Here is a 19,299-nt window from a genome sequence, read left to right on the forward strand (position 1 = left end):
GGTCGGGTCGATGCGTGCGTCGCCGGCCGAGTCGACTTGCGACTCGCCCGGCGGATTTTCGGGCGAATGGGATCGGTTCGGGTGGGTATCCCCGGGTTCACAGGACTTTCCTAAGTAAGCCTGACACCATTCGGGGGATCGATCGGGATCATGGATGGTGTCGACCCGGTGCAATCGGTACCGGTCTGGTAGCGGAAGGTGATCCGAATGGTTCTACTCCAGGAGCCGGCCACACAGTCAGCACTGGAGTCCGGCCCCGCGCAGGCCGGCCGTTCCCTCACGCTGCGGGATCGATTCAAGCTGCCGATGACCTACAGCTACGGCGCCCTGCTCATCGCGGTGACCGTGCTGGTGTCGGTACTCAGCGATACGCAGCAGACCCGCGTCATCCAGCATGCGAGCACCAATCTGCACAATCTGCTGGCCGGACGGTTCGGCACCCTGTTCTCCAGTGCGTTCGTGATCGGTGACGGCACCGCGGGCGCACTGCTCATCCCGCTGCTGGTCTGTCTGCTCATTCTGGCGGAATGGCGATTCGGCGCCCTGTCGCTGCTGCGCATCTTCATCGCCGGCCATATCGGCGCCACACTCCTCGTCGCCGGCGGCCTGTGGGTGGCGGTGAGCGTGAAATGGCTGCCGACGAGTATCTCCCTCGCCGAGGACGTCGGGGTCAGCTACGGCGCGCTGGCGGTCATCGGTTCGCTGATGGTGGTTCTGCCCGCCAAGTGGCGACCGACATGGGCCATCTCGCTCGGTGCCGTCGCCGTCGCGGGCGTCGTCATGGGCCACACCTTCACCAATGTCGGGCATCTGATCGCCCTGACGATCGGGCTGCTCACCGGGTGGCTGCTGTTGCGCAGTGGTCATGCCCGCGCACACCGGCTCAACCGGTTCGAGACGGGTCTGCTCGTCATCGCGGCCGTACTCGGATATATCTTGCTCGTCGGCTGATCGCCCCGCGCGCAAGCGGTCTCGGGGAGGGCCTAAACTCGACCGGTGCGCCTTGTGATTGCTCGTTGCCAGGTCGATTACGTGGGTCGGCTCACCGCACATCTCCCGATGGCCCGCCGGCTGCTGATGATGAAAGCGGACGGCTCGGTGCTGGTGCATTCCGACGGCGGTTCCTACAAGCCGCTGAACTGGATGAGCCCGCCCTGCTGGATGGAAGAGCGCGAGACCGATGTCGAGACGATGCCCGACGGCTCCCAGCTCTGGGTGGTGACCAACAAAGCCGGTGAGGAGCTGCGGATCACTGTCGAGGACATCGAACACGACTCCGCGCACGAACTGGGCGTGGATCCCGGGCTCGTGAAGGATGGCGTCGAGGCCCATCTCCAGGAGCTGCTCGCCGAACACATCGGCACGCTGGGTGACGGCTATACGCTGATCCGCCGCGAATACATGACCGCCATCGGCCCGGTGGACATCCTGTGCCGCGACGCCGCCGGCGCCACGGTGGCGGTGGAGATCAAACGCCGGGGCGAGATCGACGGGGTGGAGCAGCTCACCCGGTATCTGGAATTGCTGAACCGGGATCCGCTGCTGGCGCCGGTCACCGGTGTCTTCGCGGCACAGCAGATCAAACCGCAGGCGCGGACCCTGGCGACCGATCGCGGGATCCGCTGCGTCACACTCGATTACGACGCCCTGCGCGGCACCGACAGCACCGAATTCCGGTTGTTCTGAGGGCGCTCGTGCCACGCCGGAAACCTCGTCCGACATCATCGCGGCTCCCTCGGGAACCGCGGCCCATCGGTGACGTCTTCGGGCGCACCGAGGACGGGCCCGGTGGCGCGGAAACCTTCGTGGTGCGCACGATCCCGGGCTCCCGCGCGGTGAAGACCTACCGATGTCCGGGCTGCGATCACGAGATCCCGCCCGGCACAGCGCATATCGTGGCGTGGCCGGCCGACGGCGGCGAAAACGACCGTCGCCATTGGCATTCCGGTTGCTGGCGCGGGCGCCATACCCGCACGATCACGCGGCGCTGGTCGTAACCCGGCCCTGGGTGCGGGCATAGGGAAGGCCGCCCCCGCGGTGCGGGAGCGGCCTCGAAACGGGTGGTGAATGTGTCGCCCTGAGGGGGTGGCGCGTGTTGTCAGCTCGAGACTTCGGCGCTTTCGCGCTCTTCGTCGACGGACTCTTCGTCTTCCGCCTTGACCTCGGGGATGGCCTTCTGCCGGCCGGAACCGGACTGCTTACCGGACAGCGAACGCTGCTCCGGTGCACCGTCGAGCAGCTCGCTCTCGCGGTTGACCGCGGCCAGCATGGCCGGGACCGAATCGAGCTGGCCGCGGATACCCAGCAGCTGGGCCAGAACTCGGCCGCGCAGGACGCGCATCTCCTCGGCCAGTTCCTTGGCGTGCGCGATCTTGCGATCGGCGGACTGGGTGGCGGAGGTGACCAGGCGGTTGGCCTCGTCGGTGGCCTCTTTGATGCGCTGGGCGGCGTCGGAGCGGCTGGATGCCTCCAGCTCCTCCATGGCCTTGGTGAGCTTGGTCCGCTTCTCGGCCATCGTGGCCTCGAAGTCCTGCTGGGCGGCCTTGCGCTTGGCCTCGGCCTCCTTGGTGATGCGGGTGGCATCGGCCTGGGCGGCCTCGACGATCTTGGCCGACTCGGCGCGCGCGTTCGACAGCGTCTGCTCGAATTCGACCTCGAGCGCCTCGCGCTTCTCCTTGGTCTCGGCCAGCAGGGATTCGTACTTGCCACGCATCTCGGTGGCCTGCTGCTCCGCGATGGAGATCATCTCGGCTGCCTCGGCCTGCGCCTGCGCGCGGACCTCGGACGCCTCGTCGGATGCCAATCGCAGCATCCGGGAGATTCGGTCGCTCATGCCTTCCGCGGTGGTGGGCGGAACCGACAGGCGATCTACTTCCTTGCGAAGCTCATCGATCTCGTCGCGGGCGTCCTCCAGCTGGGCGGCCAGGTTACGGGCCTGAGCGGCGGCGGCATCGCGATCTGTTGCGGTGACCCTCAGCTCGGCATCGAAACGGTCGAAGTAATTGCGTACTTCGTCACGGTCGTAGCCTTTACGTACTACCGTGAAAGGCAACGCGACGAAGCGATTGCGATCGGGCTCAGTGGACGACATGCCCCACAAACTACAGCCTGTCGACCCACCATGGTGAGTCGACTGCGAATGTCGTTATGAACTGTTTCCGTGGCCGGATTGCGGTACTAGTGAGTAGGATTCGCGGCCGGTTCGACTAGTTCGACGAGCACACCGCCAGCATCCTTGGGGTGGATGAAATTGATCCGTGAGTTCGCGGTTCCGGCGCGGGGAGCGTCGTACAGCAAACGGACGCCGCGGCCTCGCAGGAAAGTAGCTACCGCGTCGATATCGGTCACGCGGTAGGCCAGTTGCTGCAATCCGGGGCCGTTGCGGTCGATGAACTTGGCGATCGTGGACTCCTCGTTCAGTGGCGCCAGCAACTGCAGAGCAGTGGCGTCGTCGCCGGAACCGGGCAGCGACAGCATCGCCTCGTGCACGCCCTGGGCCTCGTTGACCTCACGGTGGGTTTCGACCATGCCGAGATTGTCCGAATACCACGCCACGGCGGTATCGAGATCGGGCACGGCGACGCCGACGTGATCGACGGCGATGACGTAATCGGCGGGAATGAAAGCGGACGTATCGGTAGTGCTCACTCTACGAAGGTAGCGCGCACCTACCTGGAGCTGCCGGGACGGGAAGGGTTACCGTTGAGTACGAGAGCGGCCCGTCGCCGAGTACGAGGGCGGCACGCCGCTGCGTCCCCGAATGTGAGAAGCGAGGTTCATCGTGGCCACCACCTCTGTCATCCTCTCCGGCGCCCGTACTCCGGTCGGTCGGCTGCTCGGTGGGTTGTCCGGGTTCTCCGGTTCGGATCTGGGTGGTTTCGCCATCAAGGCGGCGCTGGAAAAGGCCGGGGTCGCGCCCGAGCAGGTCGACTACGTGATCATGGGTCAGGTGCTGACCGCGGGTGCGGGCCAGATTCCGGCGCGTCAGGCCGCGGTGGCCGGCGGTATTCCGATGGATGTTCCGGCGGTGACGCTGAACAAGGTGTGCTTGTCGGGTATCAACGCGATCGCGTTGGCGGATCAGCTGATTCGCGCCGGTGAGTACGAGATCGTGGTGGCCGGTGGTCAGGAGTCGATGAGCCGGGCCCCGCACATGCTGGAGAAGTCGCGGGAGGGCTTCAAATACGGCGATGTCACGTTGCGTGACCACATGGCCTACGACGGGTTGCACGACATCTTCACCGACCAGGCGATGGGTGCGTTGACCGAGTCGCGCAACGCCGGTGACGGGATCGGCCGTGCCGAGCAGGACGCGTTCGCCGCCGCTTCGCATCAGAAGGCGGCCGCGGCGTGGAAGAACGGTGTGTTCACCGACGAGGTGGTGCCGGTGTCGGTGCCGCAGCGCAAGGGCGATCCGATCGTGGTGAGTGAGGACGAGGGCGTGCGCGCGGATACGACGGTGGAGTCGCTGGGCAAGCTGCGCCCGGCCTTCGCCAAGGACGGGACCATCACCGCGGGGTCGGCGTCGCAGATTTCCGACGGTGCGGCCGCGGTGGTCGTGATGAGCAAGGCCAAGGCCCAGGAGCTGGGGTTGAGTTGGATCGCGGAGATCGGGGCCGCGGGTGTGGTGGCCGGTCCGGATTCCACGCTGCAGGACCAGCCCGCCAACGCCATCGCGAAAGCGTGCGCGAAGGAAGGTATCTCGCCGGCGGATCTGGATCTGGTGGAGATCAACGAGGCCTTCGCGGCGGTCGGGATCGCCTCGACCCGCAAGCTCGGGATCGATCCGGAGAAGGTCAACGTCAACGGTGGTGCGATCGCGATCGGTCACCCGCTGGGCATGTCGGGCGCGCGGATCGTGCTGCATCTGGCGCTGGAGCTGAAGCGCCGCGGTGGCGGTGTGGGTGCGGCGGCGCTGTGTGGTGGCGGCGGCCAGGGCGACGCGCTCATCGTCCGCGTCTGACCTCGATTCGCGCTGTGGCATGACCCACACCTACTACGACGCTGCGTAGTCGTTGGGCACAATGGTGGCCATGGGCGAATTCTTCGACGTGAGCACCGTGGCCAAGCGGGTGCGTCTGTTCGGACTGCTGGAAGCGCCGTCGTGGGCGCTGTTGCTGCTCGGTTCCGTGCTCAAGCGGCTGCCCGAACCCATCACCTGGCCGGTGATGGTGTTCGGCATGCTGCACGGGCTCATCTTCGTGTTGTACGCGGTGAGCCTGCTGCTGGCGTGGCGCGAATACGAATGGCCGGGTAAGACGATCCTGCTGGGTCTCGTCTCGTCGGTGGTGCCGTTCTCCTCGGTGTGGTTCGAGCGCTGGGCGATTCGGACCGGACAATTGGGAGAGCTGAGCCCGGCCGCGGCCCCGGCGTCCGCCGCGTCGTGACAAACTGGATGCCGTGACTCGACCTGCTGCACGTCGTCCCTCGCCCGCCGCTGCCGCTGCCATGTCCGGCGCGGTGGATCTCTCCGCTCTGAAACAGCCGGCCGCCACGGACGTCCCGGGCGATCACGCCGTCACCGAGGCCGATTTCGAGACCAAGGTGCTGCGGCGATCGCTCGAGGTGCCGGTTGTCGTCGTCCTGTATTCGCAGCGCAGCCCGGGAAGTGTCGAACTGGTCAAGCTCTTCGAGCGGCTGGTCGGCAGCGCCGGGGGCAGCTGGGAGCTGGCCACCATCGAGGCCGAGCCGAATATGCGGATCGCGCAGGCCTTCGGGGTACAGGGCATTCCGACCGTGATCGCGGTGGCCGCCGGGCAGCCGCTGGCCGACTTCCAGGGCTCGCAGCCCGAGGAACAGGTCAAGCAGTGGCTGGCCGCGGTCGTCGACGCGGTGCGGGGCAAACTCCCCGGCGCCGGTGACGACCAAGGCCAGGCGCCCGTGCCCGAGGATCCGCGGTTCGTGGCCGCCGAAGAGGCGCTCGATCGCGGTGATATCGCCGGGGCCGAAGCAGCCTACGAGGCGATTCTGGCCGCCGAACCCGCCAACGAGGAAGCCAAGGCGGCGCTGCGCCAGGTGCGGTTCTTCGGCCGTGCCCGCGAGCTGCCGGCCGATGCGATCGCGGTGGCCGACGCCGATCCCGGCAATATCGACGCCGCCTTCACCGCCGCCGATGCCGAACTGTTCAACCAGCAGCCCGAGGCCGCTTTCGATCGGCTGATCGGATTGATCAAGCGGACCGCGGGCGACGACCGCAACCGCGTGCGCACCCGCCTGGTCGAACTGTTCGAGCTGTTCGACACCGCAGATCCGGTGGTGGTCGCGGCCCGGCGCAAGCTGGCGACCGCGTTGTACTGAGCCCGGCACTGTACTGAGCCACGCCCGGTCGTCGCGGTGGTCGATCGATCGGCCGCGACGACCGATAATCGGCGCAGGCGCCGGCGGAATCCGCCGTCGGCGCGGGGACGGGAGGCCGATGTGAAGGCGACGATGCGTGGTCTGATCGGCGCCGCATGCGCCGCGGCAGTGCTGATGCCGGTGGGCAGCGCCGCGGCCCATGATGCGGCCACCCAATTGATCTTCACCCGCACCGAACCCGATCGCTCGCCTCGCACGGTCACGTTGACCTGCGATCCGACCGGCGGCTCACATCCCGAGGCCGCCGCCGCGTGCGCATATCTGGCCGATGCCGAACTGGCGTTACCCGATTCGGATTCCGGAGTTCGCTGTTTCCGGTACTACCCCGTGGAGTTGCGTGCGCACGGTACGGTTCGCGGCACCCCGGTGTCGATCGAGCACACCTATGGGTGTGTGGTCCCGGACCTACCGGCGCCCTGGAAGTTCTGAGCCCGGGGCGACCGTGCGCGCCGCCCATCCGATCGTCACCACCGAGAACGCAACGCGGTGCGCGCTGCATCATCCGTTGCGGCCGTTGCCGATGCTGCGGTGGTGACCGGGGTCAGCCAGATCGCGCTGTTGGCGGCGACGGTGACCTCCGCCGAATAGGGCCGGCCGTGCCAGGGGCAGGCGGATGCCGATACCGCGCCGAGGTTGCCGGTGCCGCTGCCGCCGTACGAGGTGGCGTCGGTGTTGAGGATTTCGCGCCAGGTGCCCGACGCCGGCAGGCCGATGCGGTAGTCGCGGTGTTCGACGCCGGAGAAATTGAAGACGCAGGCCACGACCGAGCCGTCGGTGCCGTAGCGCAGGAAGGCGAGCAGGTTGTGCGCGTGGTCGTCGGCCTCGATCCAGGCGTAGCCACCGGGCGCCGTGTCCTGGGTCCACAGCGCGGGGTGGGCGCGATAGACGGTGTTGAGATCGGCGACGAGAGCGCGGATACCGTCGTGCAGGGGGTTGGCGAGTTCGTCCCAGTCCAGTCCGCGATCGTGTGACCACTCCCGGAACTGGCCGAACTCCTGGCCCATGAACAGCAGCTGTTTGCCCGGGTGCGCCCACATATAGGCCAGCAACGCGCGAACGCCGCAAGCCTTGGCATAGTCGTCGCCGGGCATGCGGGTCCACAGCGTGCCCTTGCCGTGCACCACCTCGTCGTGGCTGATCGGTAGCAGATAGTTCTCACTCCACGCGTAGACCGCCGAGAACGTGATCTCGTTGTGGTGCCAGCTGCGATGCACCTGATCGCGTCCGAAGTAGCCGAGGGTGTCGTGCATCCAGCCCATATTCCATTTCAGGGCGAAGCCCAGCCCGCCGACCTCCGTGGACCGGGTGACGCCCGGCCAGGTGGTGGATTCCTCGGCAATGGTCACCACGCCGGGATGATCGGCGTGGACGGCGGCGTTCAACTCGCGCAGGAAGGCGACGGCCTCCAGATTCTCCCGTCCGCCGTGCACATTGGGCTCCCAGCCGCCCGGTGGACGCGAATAGTCCAGGTACAGCATCGAGGCGACGGCGTCGACGCGCAGCCCGTCGATATGGAACTCCTCGAGCCAGAACCGCGCGTTGGCGACCAGGAAGTTGCGCACCTCGTTGCGGCCGTAGTCGAAAATGTAAGTGCCCCATTCCAATTGCTCGCCGCGGCGAGGATCGGGATGTTCGTAGAGGGCGGTACCGTCGAAGCGGGCCAGGGCCCATTCGTCGCGCGGGAAATGGCCGGGCACCCAATCGAGGATGACACCTATCCCGTGGGCGTGCAGGTGGTCGACGAAGGCGCGGAAATCGTCGGGGGAGCCGAAGCGAGCGGTCGGTGCGTAGTAGGAGGTGACCTGATAACCCCAGGAGCCGCCGAAGGGATGTTCCGCCACGGGTAGCAGTTCGACGTGGGTGAAGCCCTGGGCTCGAACGTATTCCGCGAGCTGTACGGCGGCGGTGCGATAGTCCAGCCCGGGCCGCCACGAGCCGAGATGAACCTCGTAGACGCTCATCGGCTCGCGGGTGGGGTCGCGCCGGGCACGGGTGGCGCACCAGTCCTGATCGGTCCACCGGTAGCCGGCGTCTGCGACGACCGACGCCGTCGCGGGCGGGGTCTCGGCGGCGAAGGCGAGAGGATCGGCATGGTCGGCGATCCGTCCGTCGGCGCCGTGGATGCGGTATTTGTAGCGCGTGCCCGCCGCGATGCCGGGTACGAACACCTCCCACACCCCGGACGATCCGAGCCGGCGCATCGGTGCACTGGTTCCGCTCCAGCTGTCGAAATCGCCGAAGACGGTCACGCCGCGCGCATTCGGCGCCCATACCGCGAACGACGTGCCGGTGACCTCGCCGTCGAGGGTGGTGTAGCGGCGCGGATGGGCGCCGAGTACCTCCCAGAGCCGCCGATGTCGTCCTTCGCCGAGCAGGTGCAGATCGAGTTCGCCGACGGTCGGCAGGAAGCGGTATCCGTCGGCGGTCAGCACGGTCCGGCTGCCCGGATACGACACGATCAGGCGGTAGTCCCACAGATCCGGAAAGCCGACCACGCCCTCGAAGACCCCGTGGCCGATGGGGCGCAGCGGATGGTCGACGCCGCCGATGCGCGCCGACACCGAATCGGCATGGGGGCGAAGGGTTCTGATCACCGTACCGTCCGGATGCGGATGCGCGCCGAGGACCGTGTGCGGGTCGGTGTGGGTACCGGCGGCCAGCAACATCAGATCGCGCCGATTCATCGGCGCGGCCGCCGTGCCGTGGTCCGGCGTGCCGTCACCGGAAGGTCCTGCGGTAGGCCGATTCGGTGCGCGCGGCCGCGGAGACCGCCGGGAGGGCGAGGATGTGAGCAGGCGCGCGCACGGGGTCGAGCCGCACGTAATTCGTTTGCGCCCAGTGGTATTCCTCGCCGCTGATCTCGTCGTGGACCGTCGGCCGGTCGTGCCATTCGCGTCCGATGGCCGGCATATCGAGCGAGATCATCCCGTCCTCGGCGCCGAACGGGTTGAGGTTGACCACGACCAGCACCGCGTCTCCGGAGCTCGGGTCGATCTTCGAGTACGCCAGCAGTGCCTCGTTGTCGACGTGGTGAAAGGCGATGCAGCGCAATTGTTGTAGCGCGGGATGGGCTCGGCGAATCTCGTTCAGCCGGGTGATCAACGGTTCCAGCGACTCGCCGCGGGCTGCGGCCTCGGCGAATCGTCGCGGGCGCAACTGGTACTTCTCGGAATCGAGATATTCCTCGCTGCCGGCGCGCACCGCCTGGTGCTCGAAAAGTTCGAAGCCGGAATACATACCCCAGCTCGGACCCAGCGTCGCCGCCAGCACGGCGCGCACGGCGAACATGCCCGGACCGCCGTGTTGGAGGCTCTCGTGCAGAATGTCGGGAGTGTTGACGAACAGATTGGGCCGGGCCTCGTCGGCCTTGGCGGCGAGTTCGCGACCGAATTCGGCCAGTTCGTAGGCGCCGGTGCGCCAGGTGAAATAGGTATAGGACTGCGAGAATCCGCGCCGCGCCAGACCGTAGAGCCGGGCCGGGCGGGTGAATGCCTCGGACAGGAAGATCACGTCGGGATCGGTCCGGCGCACCTGCGCGATGAGCCATTCCCAGAAGTCGGCCGGTTTGGTGTGCGGATTGTCGACCCGGAAAATGGTGACTCCCAGAGCGATCCAGTGCCGCACGACGCCCAGGACGGCGGCGTAGAGCCCGTCCGGATCGTTGTCGAAATCCAGCGGGTAGATGTCCTGATATTTCTTCGGCGGATTCTCCGCGAACGCGATGGTGCCGTCGGGCATGGTGGTGAACCATTCCGGATGGCTGCGCACCCACGGGTGGTCGGGCGCGCACTGCAGCGCCAGATCCAGCGCCACCTCGAGACCGAGTTCGCCTGCGGCACGGACGAATTCGGCAAAATCCGCCTCGGTCCCCAGGAGCGGGTGGACCGCGTCGTGGCCGCCCTCGGCCGAGCCGATCGCCCAGGGGGAACCGAAATCATCGGGACCGCAGGTCAGAGAGTTGTTGGGGCCCTTGCGATTCACCGTTCCGATCGGGTGGATCGGCGGCAGGTAGACGACATCGAAACCCATGGCCGCGATGCGTGGCAGTTCTTTCGTCGCGGTGGCGAAGGTGCCGTGCACCGGATTTCCGTCGGCGTCCCAGCCGCCGGTGGAGCGGGGGAAGAATTCGTACCACGAGCCGACCAGCGCTCGCCGCCGCTCGACCAGCACGGTGTGGGCCGGACCGCGGGTCACCAGATCGCGCAGCGGCGTCTCGCGCAGAATCTCGGCCACCTCGGCGCTGAAGGCGGGTGCCACCCGCGCCGGCAGTTGCCCGTCGCTGCGCAGCGCGGCCGCGGCGGCGCGCAATTTCTCCCACTGGCGTTTCGGCACCGCCTGGGCCGCCCGTTCGAACAGCCGGGCACCGATCTCGAGATCGTTGGCCAGATCCGCCGCGCTCTGGCCGACGGCAAGTTTCGCCTCGACTGCGGCCCGCCACCCGGTGATCGGATCGCCCCAGCCTTCGACGCGAAAGGCCCACAGCCCCGGCGTATTCGGGGTGAAGACCGCGTTGAAGACATCGGGTTCGAACTCGGGCGCCATCCGGATCCGCTGGGTGCGTCCGCCGCCCGGTCCGCGCACGGCCAGAGTGGCCGCCACCGCGTCGTGGCCCTCGCGCCACACCACGGCTCGTACCGGCACCACCTCGCCGACCACGGCCTTGGCCGGATATCCGCCCGCGACGGCCGGGGCGGTGTCATCGATGGCGATGCGACCGGTCACGGCACCAACCGTACCGGTAGTCCGGGCGCGACCACGAACACGCGCGACGTGGGCCTGGGCGATTGCGGGCCGGAGGTGCCCGTGGCAGACTTTCCGGGGCGTTGGTTCCGTTTCTGTGGACGCCGGTGCGCACTACCGGCACGAACGAATTCGCCGAGAGAGCCGAGAGAAAGGGAATTGCGCATGACAGCGGTGCAGGGGCAGGCCGTGGAGATCGCGACGCCCGACGGTGTCGCCGACGCGTACGTCACCTATCCCGCGGCGGGCGGGAAGTACCCCGGTGTGTTGCTGTACATGGACGCGTTCGGACTGCGTCCGAGCCTGCGCGCGCTGGCCGACGATGTCGCCGCGGCCGGATACACGGTGCTGGTGCCCAACGTCTTCTACCGGCACGGCCGGGCGCCGCTGGTCGAGCTGCCGGATTTCATCGACCCGCAGCAGCGTCCGGACCTGTTCGCCACGATCGTCCCGATGCTGCGGGAACTCACCCGCGATCTCGTGGTCCGCGACGCCGGTGCCTATCTGGACTGGCTCATGGCGTTCGAGCACACGGCCGACGGGCCGATGGCCACCGCCGGCTACTGCATGGGCGGCCGGTTGGCGGTGTACACGGCCGGCGCGTTCGGTGACCGAATCGCGGCCGCGGCCGGATTCCACACCGGGGGATTGGTCGTCGACGGCCCCGACAGCCCGCATCTCGCCGTCGAGAGTGCCACGGCGGAAATGTATTTCGGCCATGCCGACCAGGACCGCTCGCTGACGCCCGACCAGATCGAGACGTTCGACAAGGCGCTGGCCGCGGCCGGAGTGCGCTACCGCACCGAGGTCTACCCCGGCGCACACCACGGTTACACCCAGACCGACACCGCGGCCTACGACCGCGAAGCCGATGCGCGGCACCGGCGCGAACTGCTGGCCCTGCTCGCTCGGACGCTGCGGGGATAACACCTTTCGCAGCAGGTCAGCGCGCTGGCCCGGTCTCGGCGTGCGGGGTGCGGCCCGATACCGCCGTGTAGGGTCTACCCGGTGAAGGCATTGCGTCGTTTCACCGTCCGTGCCCATCTGCCACAGCGGTTGGCCGCCCTCGGTGAGCTGGCCGCCAATCTGCGGTGGTCGTGGCACGGGCCTACTCAGGATGTGTTCGCGCAGCTGGATCCCGAGTTGTGGGCGCGGGTCGGCCGCGATCCGGTGCGGATGCTCGGCGAGGTGGACGCGGAGCGGCTCGACGAGTGGGCCGCGGACCCCGATTATCAGGCGGCCGTCGACGCCGCCGAGGCCGACCTGCGGGACTATCTGACCAGACCCAGCTGGTTCGCCGAACATAACGCCGCGCAACCGCAAACCCCGGCGCCGCGCGGTATCGCCTACTTCTCCATGGAATTCGGTGTGACCGAGGTGCTGCCGAATTACTCGGGCGGGCTGGGAATTCTGGCCGGTGACCATCTCAAGGCGGCCTCGGATCTGGGATTGCCGCTGATCGGCGTCGGCCTGCTGTATCGGTCGGGCTATTTCCGGCAGTCGCTCACCGCCGACGGCTGGCAGGCCGAGCGCTATCCCGACCTCGATCCGCAAGGCCTGCCGCTGCGACTGCTGGCAGAGGAGGGCGCCCCGGTGCTCGTCCACGTGCCCATGCCCGAGGGCCGGGTGCTGCGCGCCCGGGTGTGGATCGCGCAGGTGGGGCGAATTCCGTTGCTGCTGCTCGATTCCGATATCAGCGACAACGATCCGGAACTGCGGGCGGTGACCGATCGGCTCTACGGCGGCGATCAGGACCACCGCATCAAACAGGAGATTCTGGCCGGCATCGGCGGCGTGCGCGCGATCCGCGCCTATACCCGGGCTCGCGGTCTGCCGGATCCGGACGTGTGGCATATGAACGAGGGCCACGCGGGATTTCTCGGGATCGAGCGGATCCGCGAATATATGTCGGGCGGAATGGATTTCGACTCCGCGCTCGCCGCGGTGCGGGCCGCGACCGTCTTCACCACGCATACTCCGGTGCCCGCCGGTATCGACCGGTTCGCCGCCGGGCTGGTCCGCCGCTACTTCGGCGGCGCCCACGGGGAACGGGAATCGCCACTGCTGCCGGGAATTTCGGTGGACCGGATCCTGGCGCTGGGACGTGAGGCCGATCCTTCGGTGTTCAACATGGCCCACCTCGGTTTGCGACTCGCCCAGCGCGCCAACGGTGTTTCGCGCTTGCACGGCGAGGTCAGCCGCGACATGTTCGCGCCGCTGTGGCCCGGATTCGACGCGGCCGAGGTGCCGATCGGTTCGGTGACCAACGGGGTGCACGCCCCGACCTGGGCGGCTCGCGAATGGATAGACAAGGCGCGCGATCTCGTCGGGCCGGAGCTCGTGGCCGAGGCGCGCGGCTGGGAACAGCTGCGGTCGGTGGATCTGCGCGAGCTGTGGGAGACCCGGGCGGCGCTGCGTGCGGTGCTGGTCGCCGAGGTGCGTCGCCGGTTGCGGGATTCCTGGCTCGAACGCGGCGCGGCCCCGGCCGAATTGGGCTGGGTGGACGAGGTTTTCGATCCCGGGGTGCTGACCGTCGGATTCGCCCGGCGGGTGCCCACCTACAAGCGGCTCACGCTGATGCTGCGCGATCCGGACCGGCTGCGCGCGCTGTTGCTGGATCCGGAGCGGCCGCTGCAACTGGTGGTCGCGGGTAAGAGCCATCCCGCCGACGACGGGGGTAAGGCATTGATCCAGCAGGTGGTGCGGTTCGCCGACGATCCGGCGGTGCGGCACCGCATCGTGTTCCTGCCCGACTACGACATGTCGATGGCCCGCTACCTCTACTGGGGTTGCGATGTGTGGTTGAACAATCCGCTGCGTCCGCTGGAAGCCTGTGGGACCTCCGGGATGAAGGCCGCACTCAACGGCGGCCTCAATCTCTCCATCCGCGACGGCTGGTGGGACGAAATGTACGACGGCGACAACGGCTGGGCCATCCCGACCGCCGACGGCGTCCGCGACGAACATCGGCGCGACGATCTGGAGGCGGCCGCGCTGTACGAGATGCTGCAGCGCTCGGTGCTGCCGCGGTTCTACGAGCGCGACGACTCCGGCCTGCCGGTGCGCTGGATGGAAATGGTGCGCCACACGCTGCGCACCCTCGGCCCGAAGGTGCTCGCCTCGCGCATGGTCCGCGACTACACCACCGGCTACTACCTTCCGGCCGCCGCGTCGTACGCCGCGGTCGCGGCCGACGACTTCGCCGGGGCGCGGGAGCTGGCCGACTACCGCCGCCACCTCGAGGGGGCGTGGTCGCAGGTGAAGGTCCTGCAGGTCGACAGCTCCGGCCTGCCCGATATTCCGGTGATCGGTGCGGAACTGTCGCTGCGGGCCCGCATCGATCTCGCCGGGCTGTCCGTCGGCGACGTGGTGGTGCAGGCGGTATTGGGCCGGGTCGGTTCCGACGACGAGCTGACCGATACCGAGGTCGTCGACATGGACCACATCGCCACGGATGCCGGCACCGAGCAGTTCGCGGTCACCACGCCGGTGCCGCATTCCGGTGCCGTCGGGTATACCGTCCGCGTGCTGCCCAGACACCGTTTGCTGTCGGGCCCGGCAGAACTCGGATTAGTCGCCGCGGCGCGGCCGTAGAACGGCTGGTCAGCGCGGATATCGGGGAACGTGATTTGCCGCATGTTCGCCGATCTGAATGGCATCGACCGGTCCGGGACCGATACGGTGCCCTCGGCACAGTCCGATAGGTCCGGGGCGAGGGTGGAGAGCAGTACATGAGCAGTGTCGACGTCCTGTCACGGTCCAAGGGACGCCTCGATTCCTACTTCGGAATCGCGAGGCTCGGATCGACCATGAAGCGCGAGTTGATGGCCGGCACCGTCACCTTCCTGGCGATGTCCTATGTGCTCGCGGTCAACCCGGCGGTTCTCGGCGACCACGGCCAGCTCGGATCGCGCGGCATTCCGACCCAGGCGGTGTTCACCGCGACCGCGGTGGCCGCGGTGGTGGGCACGCTGGTGATGGGGGTGTGGGCGCGCTATCCGATCGCGCTGGCGCCCGGGATGGGGCTCAACGCCTTCTTCGCGTATTCGGTCGTGCTGGGGATGGGGATCGACTGGCAGGTTGCGCTGTCGGGCACGCTGCTGTCGGGCATCATCTTCTTCATCCTCGCGGTGACCAAGATCCGCGAGAAGATCATCGACGCGATTCCGCTGCAGCTGAAACTTGCCGTCGGTGCGGGGATCGGCATGTTCGTCGCGTTCCTCGGCTTCAAGAACGCCGGGATCGTGGTCTCGGATCCGGCGACCTTCGTACACCTGGGTGATTTCACCAAGGGGACCACGCTGCTGGCTCTGTTCGGACTGCTGGTGACGGTGGTCTTCCTGGTGCTGGGCTGGCACGGCGCGGTGCTGTACGGCATCGTCTGCACGACGGTCGTCGGCATCGTCAGCGGGCTGGTGCATCTGCCGCATCAGGTGGTGGCGCTGCCGCACGGGCTGGACCAGACCTTCGGCCAGGCCATCGTGAATCTGCCGCACGCCTTCACCGGCCAGATGGCGATCGTCGTGCTGACCATGCTGTTCGTCGACTTCTTCGACGCCTCGGGCACGCTGATCGGAATCGCCAACCAGGCCGGGCTGCTCGGGCCCGACGGGAAACTGCCGCGCGCCGCGCAGGCGTTGGCCGCCGATTCGATCGGTACCGCCGCGGGGGCGATCATCGGCACCTCGACGACCACCGCCTATGTCGAATCCACGGCCGGCGTCAGTGCGGGCGGGCGTACCGGGCTCACCGCGGTGTCGACCGCGGGGTGGTTCCTGGCCGCCATGTTCTTCTTCCCGATCTTCGCGGTGGTGGCCGACGTTCCCGCCGTGACGGCGCCGGCGCTGATCGTGGTGGGTGTGCTGATGTCGCGCGCGCTCGGCGACATCGATTGGAGCAAGCTCGAATTCGCGATTCCGGCGTTCATCACCGTGATCATGATGCCGCTGACCTACTCGATCGCCAACGGAATCGCGATGGGGCTGACCTTCTATCCCGTCGTCATGGTCGCGCGGCGGCGCGGGCGGGAGGTGCACCCGGTCATGTGGGTGCTGATGGCGGTCTTCCTCGCGTACTTCTTCTTCCTCGCCGAGTAGACCGCTCGGCGGCCGCCGATGAGTTCGGCGGGGATTCCTCGTCCTATGAGCAAGCCGGACGGAACGAACCGCACGGAACAACCCCGTGAACCCGGTTCGGTTGGTGACCGTGTTATCAATCGGACCGCAGTCCGTTTTGCTTTCGCCAACTAACGAGATGAGGACTCCGCGATCATGACTGCCAACACCGAAACCCGGACCGCCCGCTCGCTGGAATTCCGGACGGTCGCCGATCCCGTCGCCGCCGATATCGGCCTCCTACTGCTGCGGCTGGTCTTCGGCGGACTGCTGTTCGTGCACGGCACCCAGAAACTCTTCGGCTGGTTCAACGGTTACGGCCTGTCCGCGACCGCCGACGGATTCCAGCAGATGGGTTACGACCCCGGGAGATTCTTCGCCACCCTGGCCGGGCTGTGTGAGGCCGTCGGCGGCGGACTGCTGTTTCTCGGGCTGGTGACGCCCTTGGCTGCCGCGATCGTGCTCGGCACCATGATCAATGCGATGCATGTGACCTGGCCGCACGGCCTCGCCGGATACGAATCCGCCCTGTTGTTCGCGGTGGTCGCGGTGGCACTGGGCTTCACCGGCCCGGGCCGGTTCTCGGTCGACCACGGGCGGCCGTGGCAGCGGCACGGCATCGTCTGGGGAGTCGGCGCGGTCGTGATCGGTGTGGTGGCCGCGGTGATCACCTTGTTGGTGAAGTAGTTTCGCGACCCGGGCGATATGAGTGTCCCCACGTCGCGTGCAGGGTTCGCGACGCGGGGACCTCGGATACTCCGATGTGGGAATTGGGGGTGCACCGGAAGTATCGCCCGCCAACTTACTTCTGGATAGAAGTAATTTCCCAGCTAATGTGGGTGGTGTCACATAACGGTTCGGTTCACTTTTCGGCGGCGGCGGTCAGATCGGCGGCCGTGGCGGTCAGGCGCCGCAGCGCCTTGGTGACGACTTCGGGATCGGAGGTCTCCCAGTACGGCGGCAACGAGGCGCGCAGATATCCGCCGTACCGGGCGGTCACCAGCCGGGAATCCAGAATCGCCACCACGCCGCGATCGTGCACGCTGCGCAGCAGCCGTCCGGTGCCCTGAGCCAGCAGCAGGGCGGCGTGGTTGGCCGCGATCGTCAGGAAGCCGTTGCCGCCGTGCGCCTGGACGGCCTGCTGCCGGGCGACCAGCAGTGGATCGTCGGGCCGGGGAAAGGGAATTCGGTCGAGAATGACCAGGCTCAGCGACGGTCCCGGAACGTCCACGCCCTGCCACAGCGAGAGCGTGCCGAACAGCGAGGTCGCGGGATCGTCGGCGAAGCGGCGGACCAGCGTGCCGGTGGCGTCCTCGCCCTGGCACAGGATCGGCGTGTCCAGGCGTTCGCGCAGGATCTCGCTGGCGGCCTTGGCGGCCCGCATCGAGGAGAACAGCCCCAGCGTGCGCCCGCCGGCCGCCTCGATCAGCCGCTCGATCTCGTCCAGATAGGACGGGGCCAGGCCGTCGCGGCCTGGGGCCGGGAGATGTTTGGCGACGTAGAGGATGCCGGATTTCGCGTGATCGAAGGGTGAGCCCACATCCAGCGAATTCCAGCGCATGGCCGACGTGTCGGCGGGCGCTTCGGCTCCGTTGGCCATGGCCGGGTCGATGCGGCGGATGCCCTTGTCCGCGCGGTCGGCGCCCGGGACGTCGGTTCCGGCGCGATCGGGTGTCTGCGGGGGCAGGCCCCAGGTGACGGCCAATCCGTCGAAGGATCCGCCGACCTGCAGCGTGGCCGAGGTGAGAATGACCGTCGCGGTGCCGAACAACCGGCTGCGCAGCAACCCGCCCACGGAGAGCGGGGCCATGTGCAGCGTGCGCCGGGCGACGCCGCGCACCTCGTCCACCGCCAGCCACAGCACATCGCGGCGGGCCGCGGGATCGGGTTCCTCGAACGCCGTCAGCGCGCGCACGGCCGTATCGTGCACCTCCTCGACCGCGGCCACCGCCATGTTGCGGGCCGCGGCGGCCTCCGGATCGCCTTGTGGCGCACCGGAACCGGAAGGTGCGAGGGCGGTGCGGACGGTCCAGGCGGCGTCGCGCAGCAGCGCCAGAACCTGATCGCCGCCGGCGGGTAACTCGTCCCAGCGGCCCGCCGGCAGATCCTCGAGCAATTCGTGCCAAGCCTCCGCCGCACCCTCGAGCCGGTCGAGATCGCCCTCGTCGACGAGTTTGGTGCAGCGCTTGGCCGCCGCGGTGATGGTGGCGGTGGACAGTTCCGCGGTCGCCACGCCGGTGACCCGGTCCACCAGTTCGTGCGCCTCGTCGATGACGACCACATCATGTTCGGGCAGCACCTGGATGCCGCTGATGGCATCGATGGCCAGCAGCGCGTGGTTGGTGACCACCACATCGGCCTGTCCGGATTCCGCGCGAGCGCGTTCGGCGAAGCAGTCGGTGCCGAACGGACAGCGCGATTTGCCCAGGCATTCCCGCGCCGACACGCTGACCTGGCGCCATGCCCGGTCGCTGACGCCGGGGACCAGTTCGTCCCGGTCGCCGGTCTCGGTATCGGAGGCCCACTCGTTGAGTCGCTGCACCTCGCGCCCGAGCCGGGAGATCGCGAAGGCGTCGAACAGTTCGGTCTCCGGTGGTTCGTCCGGGATCGCGCTGTTGATCTTGTGCAGGCACAGATAGTTGTTGCGGCCCTTGAGGATCGCGAACCGGGCGCGCCGGCCCAGTGGTTTCTCCAGCGCCTGCGCCAACCGCGGCAGATCGCGGTCGACCAGCTGCCGCTGCAGCGCGATGGTGGCCGTCGACACCACGACCGTGCGTCCGCTCTGCACCGCGTGCCGCAGGCTCGGCACCAGATACGCCAGCGACTTACCGGTGCCGGTTCCGGCCTGGACGGCCAGGTGCTCTTTGGTGTCGATGGAGTGCGCGACCGCGGCCGACATCGTCTGCTGACCGGTACGCGCCGTACCGCCGAGTGCTTCCACGGCGGTCGCCAGCAGGGTCGGTACGGGCGGGAGTTCGGGCACCCAGGAAGACTAGCGCCCCCTGCCGACAATCGACCCGACCGGCGGCGGTCGCCCGTGCCTGCCCGCTCCCGTCCGCGCGAGGTTGTGCACAGGCCGGCGGTTGTC

16 protein-coding genes are annotated in these 19,299 nt (G+C 67.9%); 11 read left to right on the forward strand and 5 right to left on the reverse strand.

The genetic code is table 11. The features are described 5' to 3' along the window. The first annotated feature begins 207 nt into the window (after nt 1–207). From ACPCUW_RS12035 to ACPCUW_RS12045, 3 genes are read left to right on the forward strand one after another with little or no spacing between them, the layout of a single operon-like run. The gene (locus ACPCUW_RS12035; RefSeq protein WP_030516133.1) at nt 208–951 is read left to right on the forward strand and encodes a rhomboid-like protein; all 744 of its coding nucleotides are present in this window, start codon (nt 208–210) and stop codon (nt 949–951) included. A 45-nt stretch (nt 952–996) separates the two neighbouring features. After that, nucleotides 997–1,686 (forward strand): endonuclease NucS, encoded by a 690-nt coding sequence (nucS, locus tag ACPCUW_RS12040; protein ID WP_063012275.1) that lies wholly within the window; start codon nt 997–999, stop codon nt 1,684–1,686. Nucleotides 1,687–1,694: 8 nt separating this feature from the next. Beyond that, complete coding sequence (locus tag ACPCUW_RS12045) at nt 1,695–1,997, forward strand: hypothetical protein (RefSeq protein WP_063012273.1); 303 nt, start codon at nt 1,695–1,697, stop codon at nt 1,995–1,997. Nucleotides 1,998–2,098: 101 nt separating this feature from the next. On the opposite strand, the gene ACPCUW_RS12050 is transcribed toward ACPCUW_RS12045, so the two are convergent. Beyond that, on the reverse strand, nt 2,099–3,091 hold the full coding sequence (locus tag ACPCUW_RS12050; RefSeq protein WP_030516130.1) for a hypothetical protein: 993 nt from the start codon (nt 3,089–3,091) through the stop codon (nt 2,099–2,101). A gap of 86 nt (nt 3,092–3,177) precedes the next feature. Then, nucleotides 3,178–3,648 (reverse strand): methylmalonyl-CoA epimerase, encoded by a 471-nt coding sequence (gene mce / locus ACPCUW_RS12055; protein ID WP_030516129.1) that lies wholly within the window; start codon nt 3,646–3,648, stop codon nt 3,178–3,180. Between the two features lie 133 nt (nt 3,649–3,781). Here mce and ACPCUW_RS12060 point away from each other — a divergent pair, with 133 nt between their 5' ends. The 4 genes from ACPCUW_RS12060 (at nt 3,782) to ACPCUW_RS12075 (ending at nt 6,786) form a co-directional block, all read left to right on the forward strand. Then, entirely contained in the window at nt 3,782–4,963 is a 1,182-nt protein-coding gene (locus tag ACPCUW_RS12060; RefSeq protein WP_423424821.1) for an acetyl-CoA C-acetyltransferase, read from the forward strand. A 70-nt stretch (nt 4,964–5,033) separates the two neighbouring features. Then, complete coding sequence (locus tag ACPCUW_RS12065; RefSeq protein ID WP_423424823.1) at nt 5,034–5,387, forward strand: DUF3817 domain-containing protein; 354 nt, start codon at nt 5,034–5,036, stop codon at nt 5,385–5,387. Between the two features lie 61 nt (nt 5,388–5,448). After that, a complete protein-coding gene (locus ACPCUW_RS12070) occupies nt 5,449–6,297 on the forward strand; it encodes a tetratricopeptide repeat protein (RefSeq protein ID WP_063012269.1) in 849 nt (282 codons plus the stop codon). 120 nt (nt 6,298–6,417) lie between these two features. Further along, nucleotides 6,418–6,786, forward strand: coding sequence for an SSI family serine proteinase inhibitor (locus ACPCUW_RS12075; RefSeq protein WP_146098814.1), 369 nt, complete (start codon nt 6,418–6,420; stop codon nt 6,784–6,786). 35 nt (nt 6,787–6,821) lie between these two features. Here ACPCUW_RS12075 and glgB read toward each other — a convergent pair whose 3' ends face one another. Both glgB and ACPCUW_RS12085 read right to left on the reverse strand, forming a co-directional pair. Continuing rightward, nucleotides 6,822–9,041 carry a 1,4-alpha-glucan branching protein GlgB gene (gene glgB / locus ACPCUW_RS12080; protein ID WP_423424825.1) on the reverse strand — a complete coding sequence of 740 codons (2,220 nt, stop codon included), beginning with the start codon at nt 9,039–9,041 and terminating at the stop codon, nt 6,822–6,824. A gap of 34 nt (nt 9,042–9,075) precedes the next feature. Beyond that, the gene (locus ACPCUW_RS12085) at nt 9,076–11,079 is read right to left on the reverse strand and encodes a maltotransferase domain-containing protein (protein ID WP_423424826.1); all 2,004 of its coding nucleotides are present in this window, start codon (nt 11,077–11,079) and stop codon (nt 9,076–9,078) included. 183 nt (nt 11,080–11,262) lie between these two features. Between ACPCUW_RS12085 and ACPCUW_RS12090 the strand changes: the two genes are divergently transcribed. The 4 genes from ACPCUW_RS12090 (at nt 11,263) to ACPCUW_RS12105 (ending at nt 16,898) form a co-directional block, all read left to right on the forward strand. Continuing rightward, a complete protein-coding gene (locus tag ACPCUW_RS12090) occupies nt 11,263–12,024 on the forward strand; it encodes a dienelactone hydrolase family protein (protein WP_423424827.1) in 762 nt (253 codons plus the stop codon). An 81-nt stretch (nt 12,025–12,105) separates the two neighbouring features. After that, complete coding sequence (gene glgP / locus ACPCUW_RS12095) at nt 12,106–14,691, forward strand: alpha-glucan family phosphorylase (protein ID WP_423424829.1); 2,586 nt, start codon at nt 12,106–12,108, stop codon at nt 14,689–14,691. Nucleotides 14,692–14,828: 137 nt separating this feature from the next. Further along, on the forward strand, nt 14,829–16,193 hold the full coding sequence (locus tag ACPCUW_RS12100) for an NCS2 family permease (protein WP_063012229.1): 1,365 nt from the start codon (nt 14,829–14,831) through the stop codon (nt 16,191–16,193). Between the two features lie 174 nt (nt 16,194–16,367). Further along, entirely contained in the window at nt 16,368–16,898 is a 531-nt protein-coding gene (locus ACPCUW_RS12105; protein ID WP_423424830.1) for a DoxX family protein, read from the forward strand. A gap of 175 nt (nt 16,899–17,073) precedes the next feature. Here ACPCUW_RS12105 and ACPCUW_RS12110 read toward each other — a convergent pair whose 3' ends face one another. Beyond that, entirely contained in the window at nt 17,074–19,194 is a 2,121-nt protein-coding gene (locus ACPCUW_RS12110) for an ATP-dependent DNA helicase (RefSeq protein ID WP_423424832.1), read from the reverse strand. Nucleotides 19,195–19,299 lie beyond the last annotated feature (105 nt).

The organism is Nocardia sp. AB354, from assembly GCF_049538315.1.
GTDB lineage: Bacteria > Actinomycetota > Actinomycetes > Mycobacteriales > Mycobacteriaceae > Nocardia > Nocardia nova.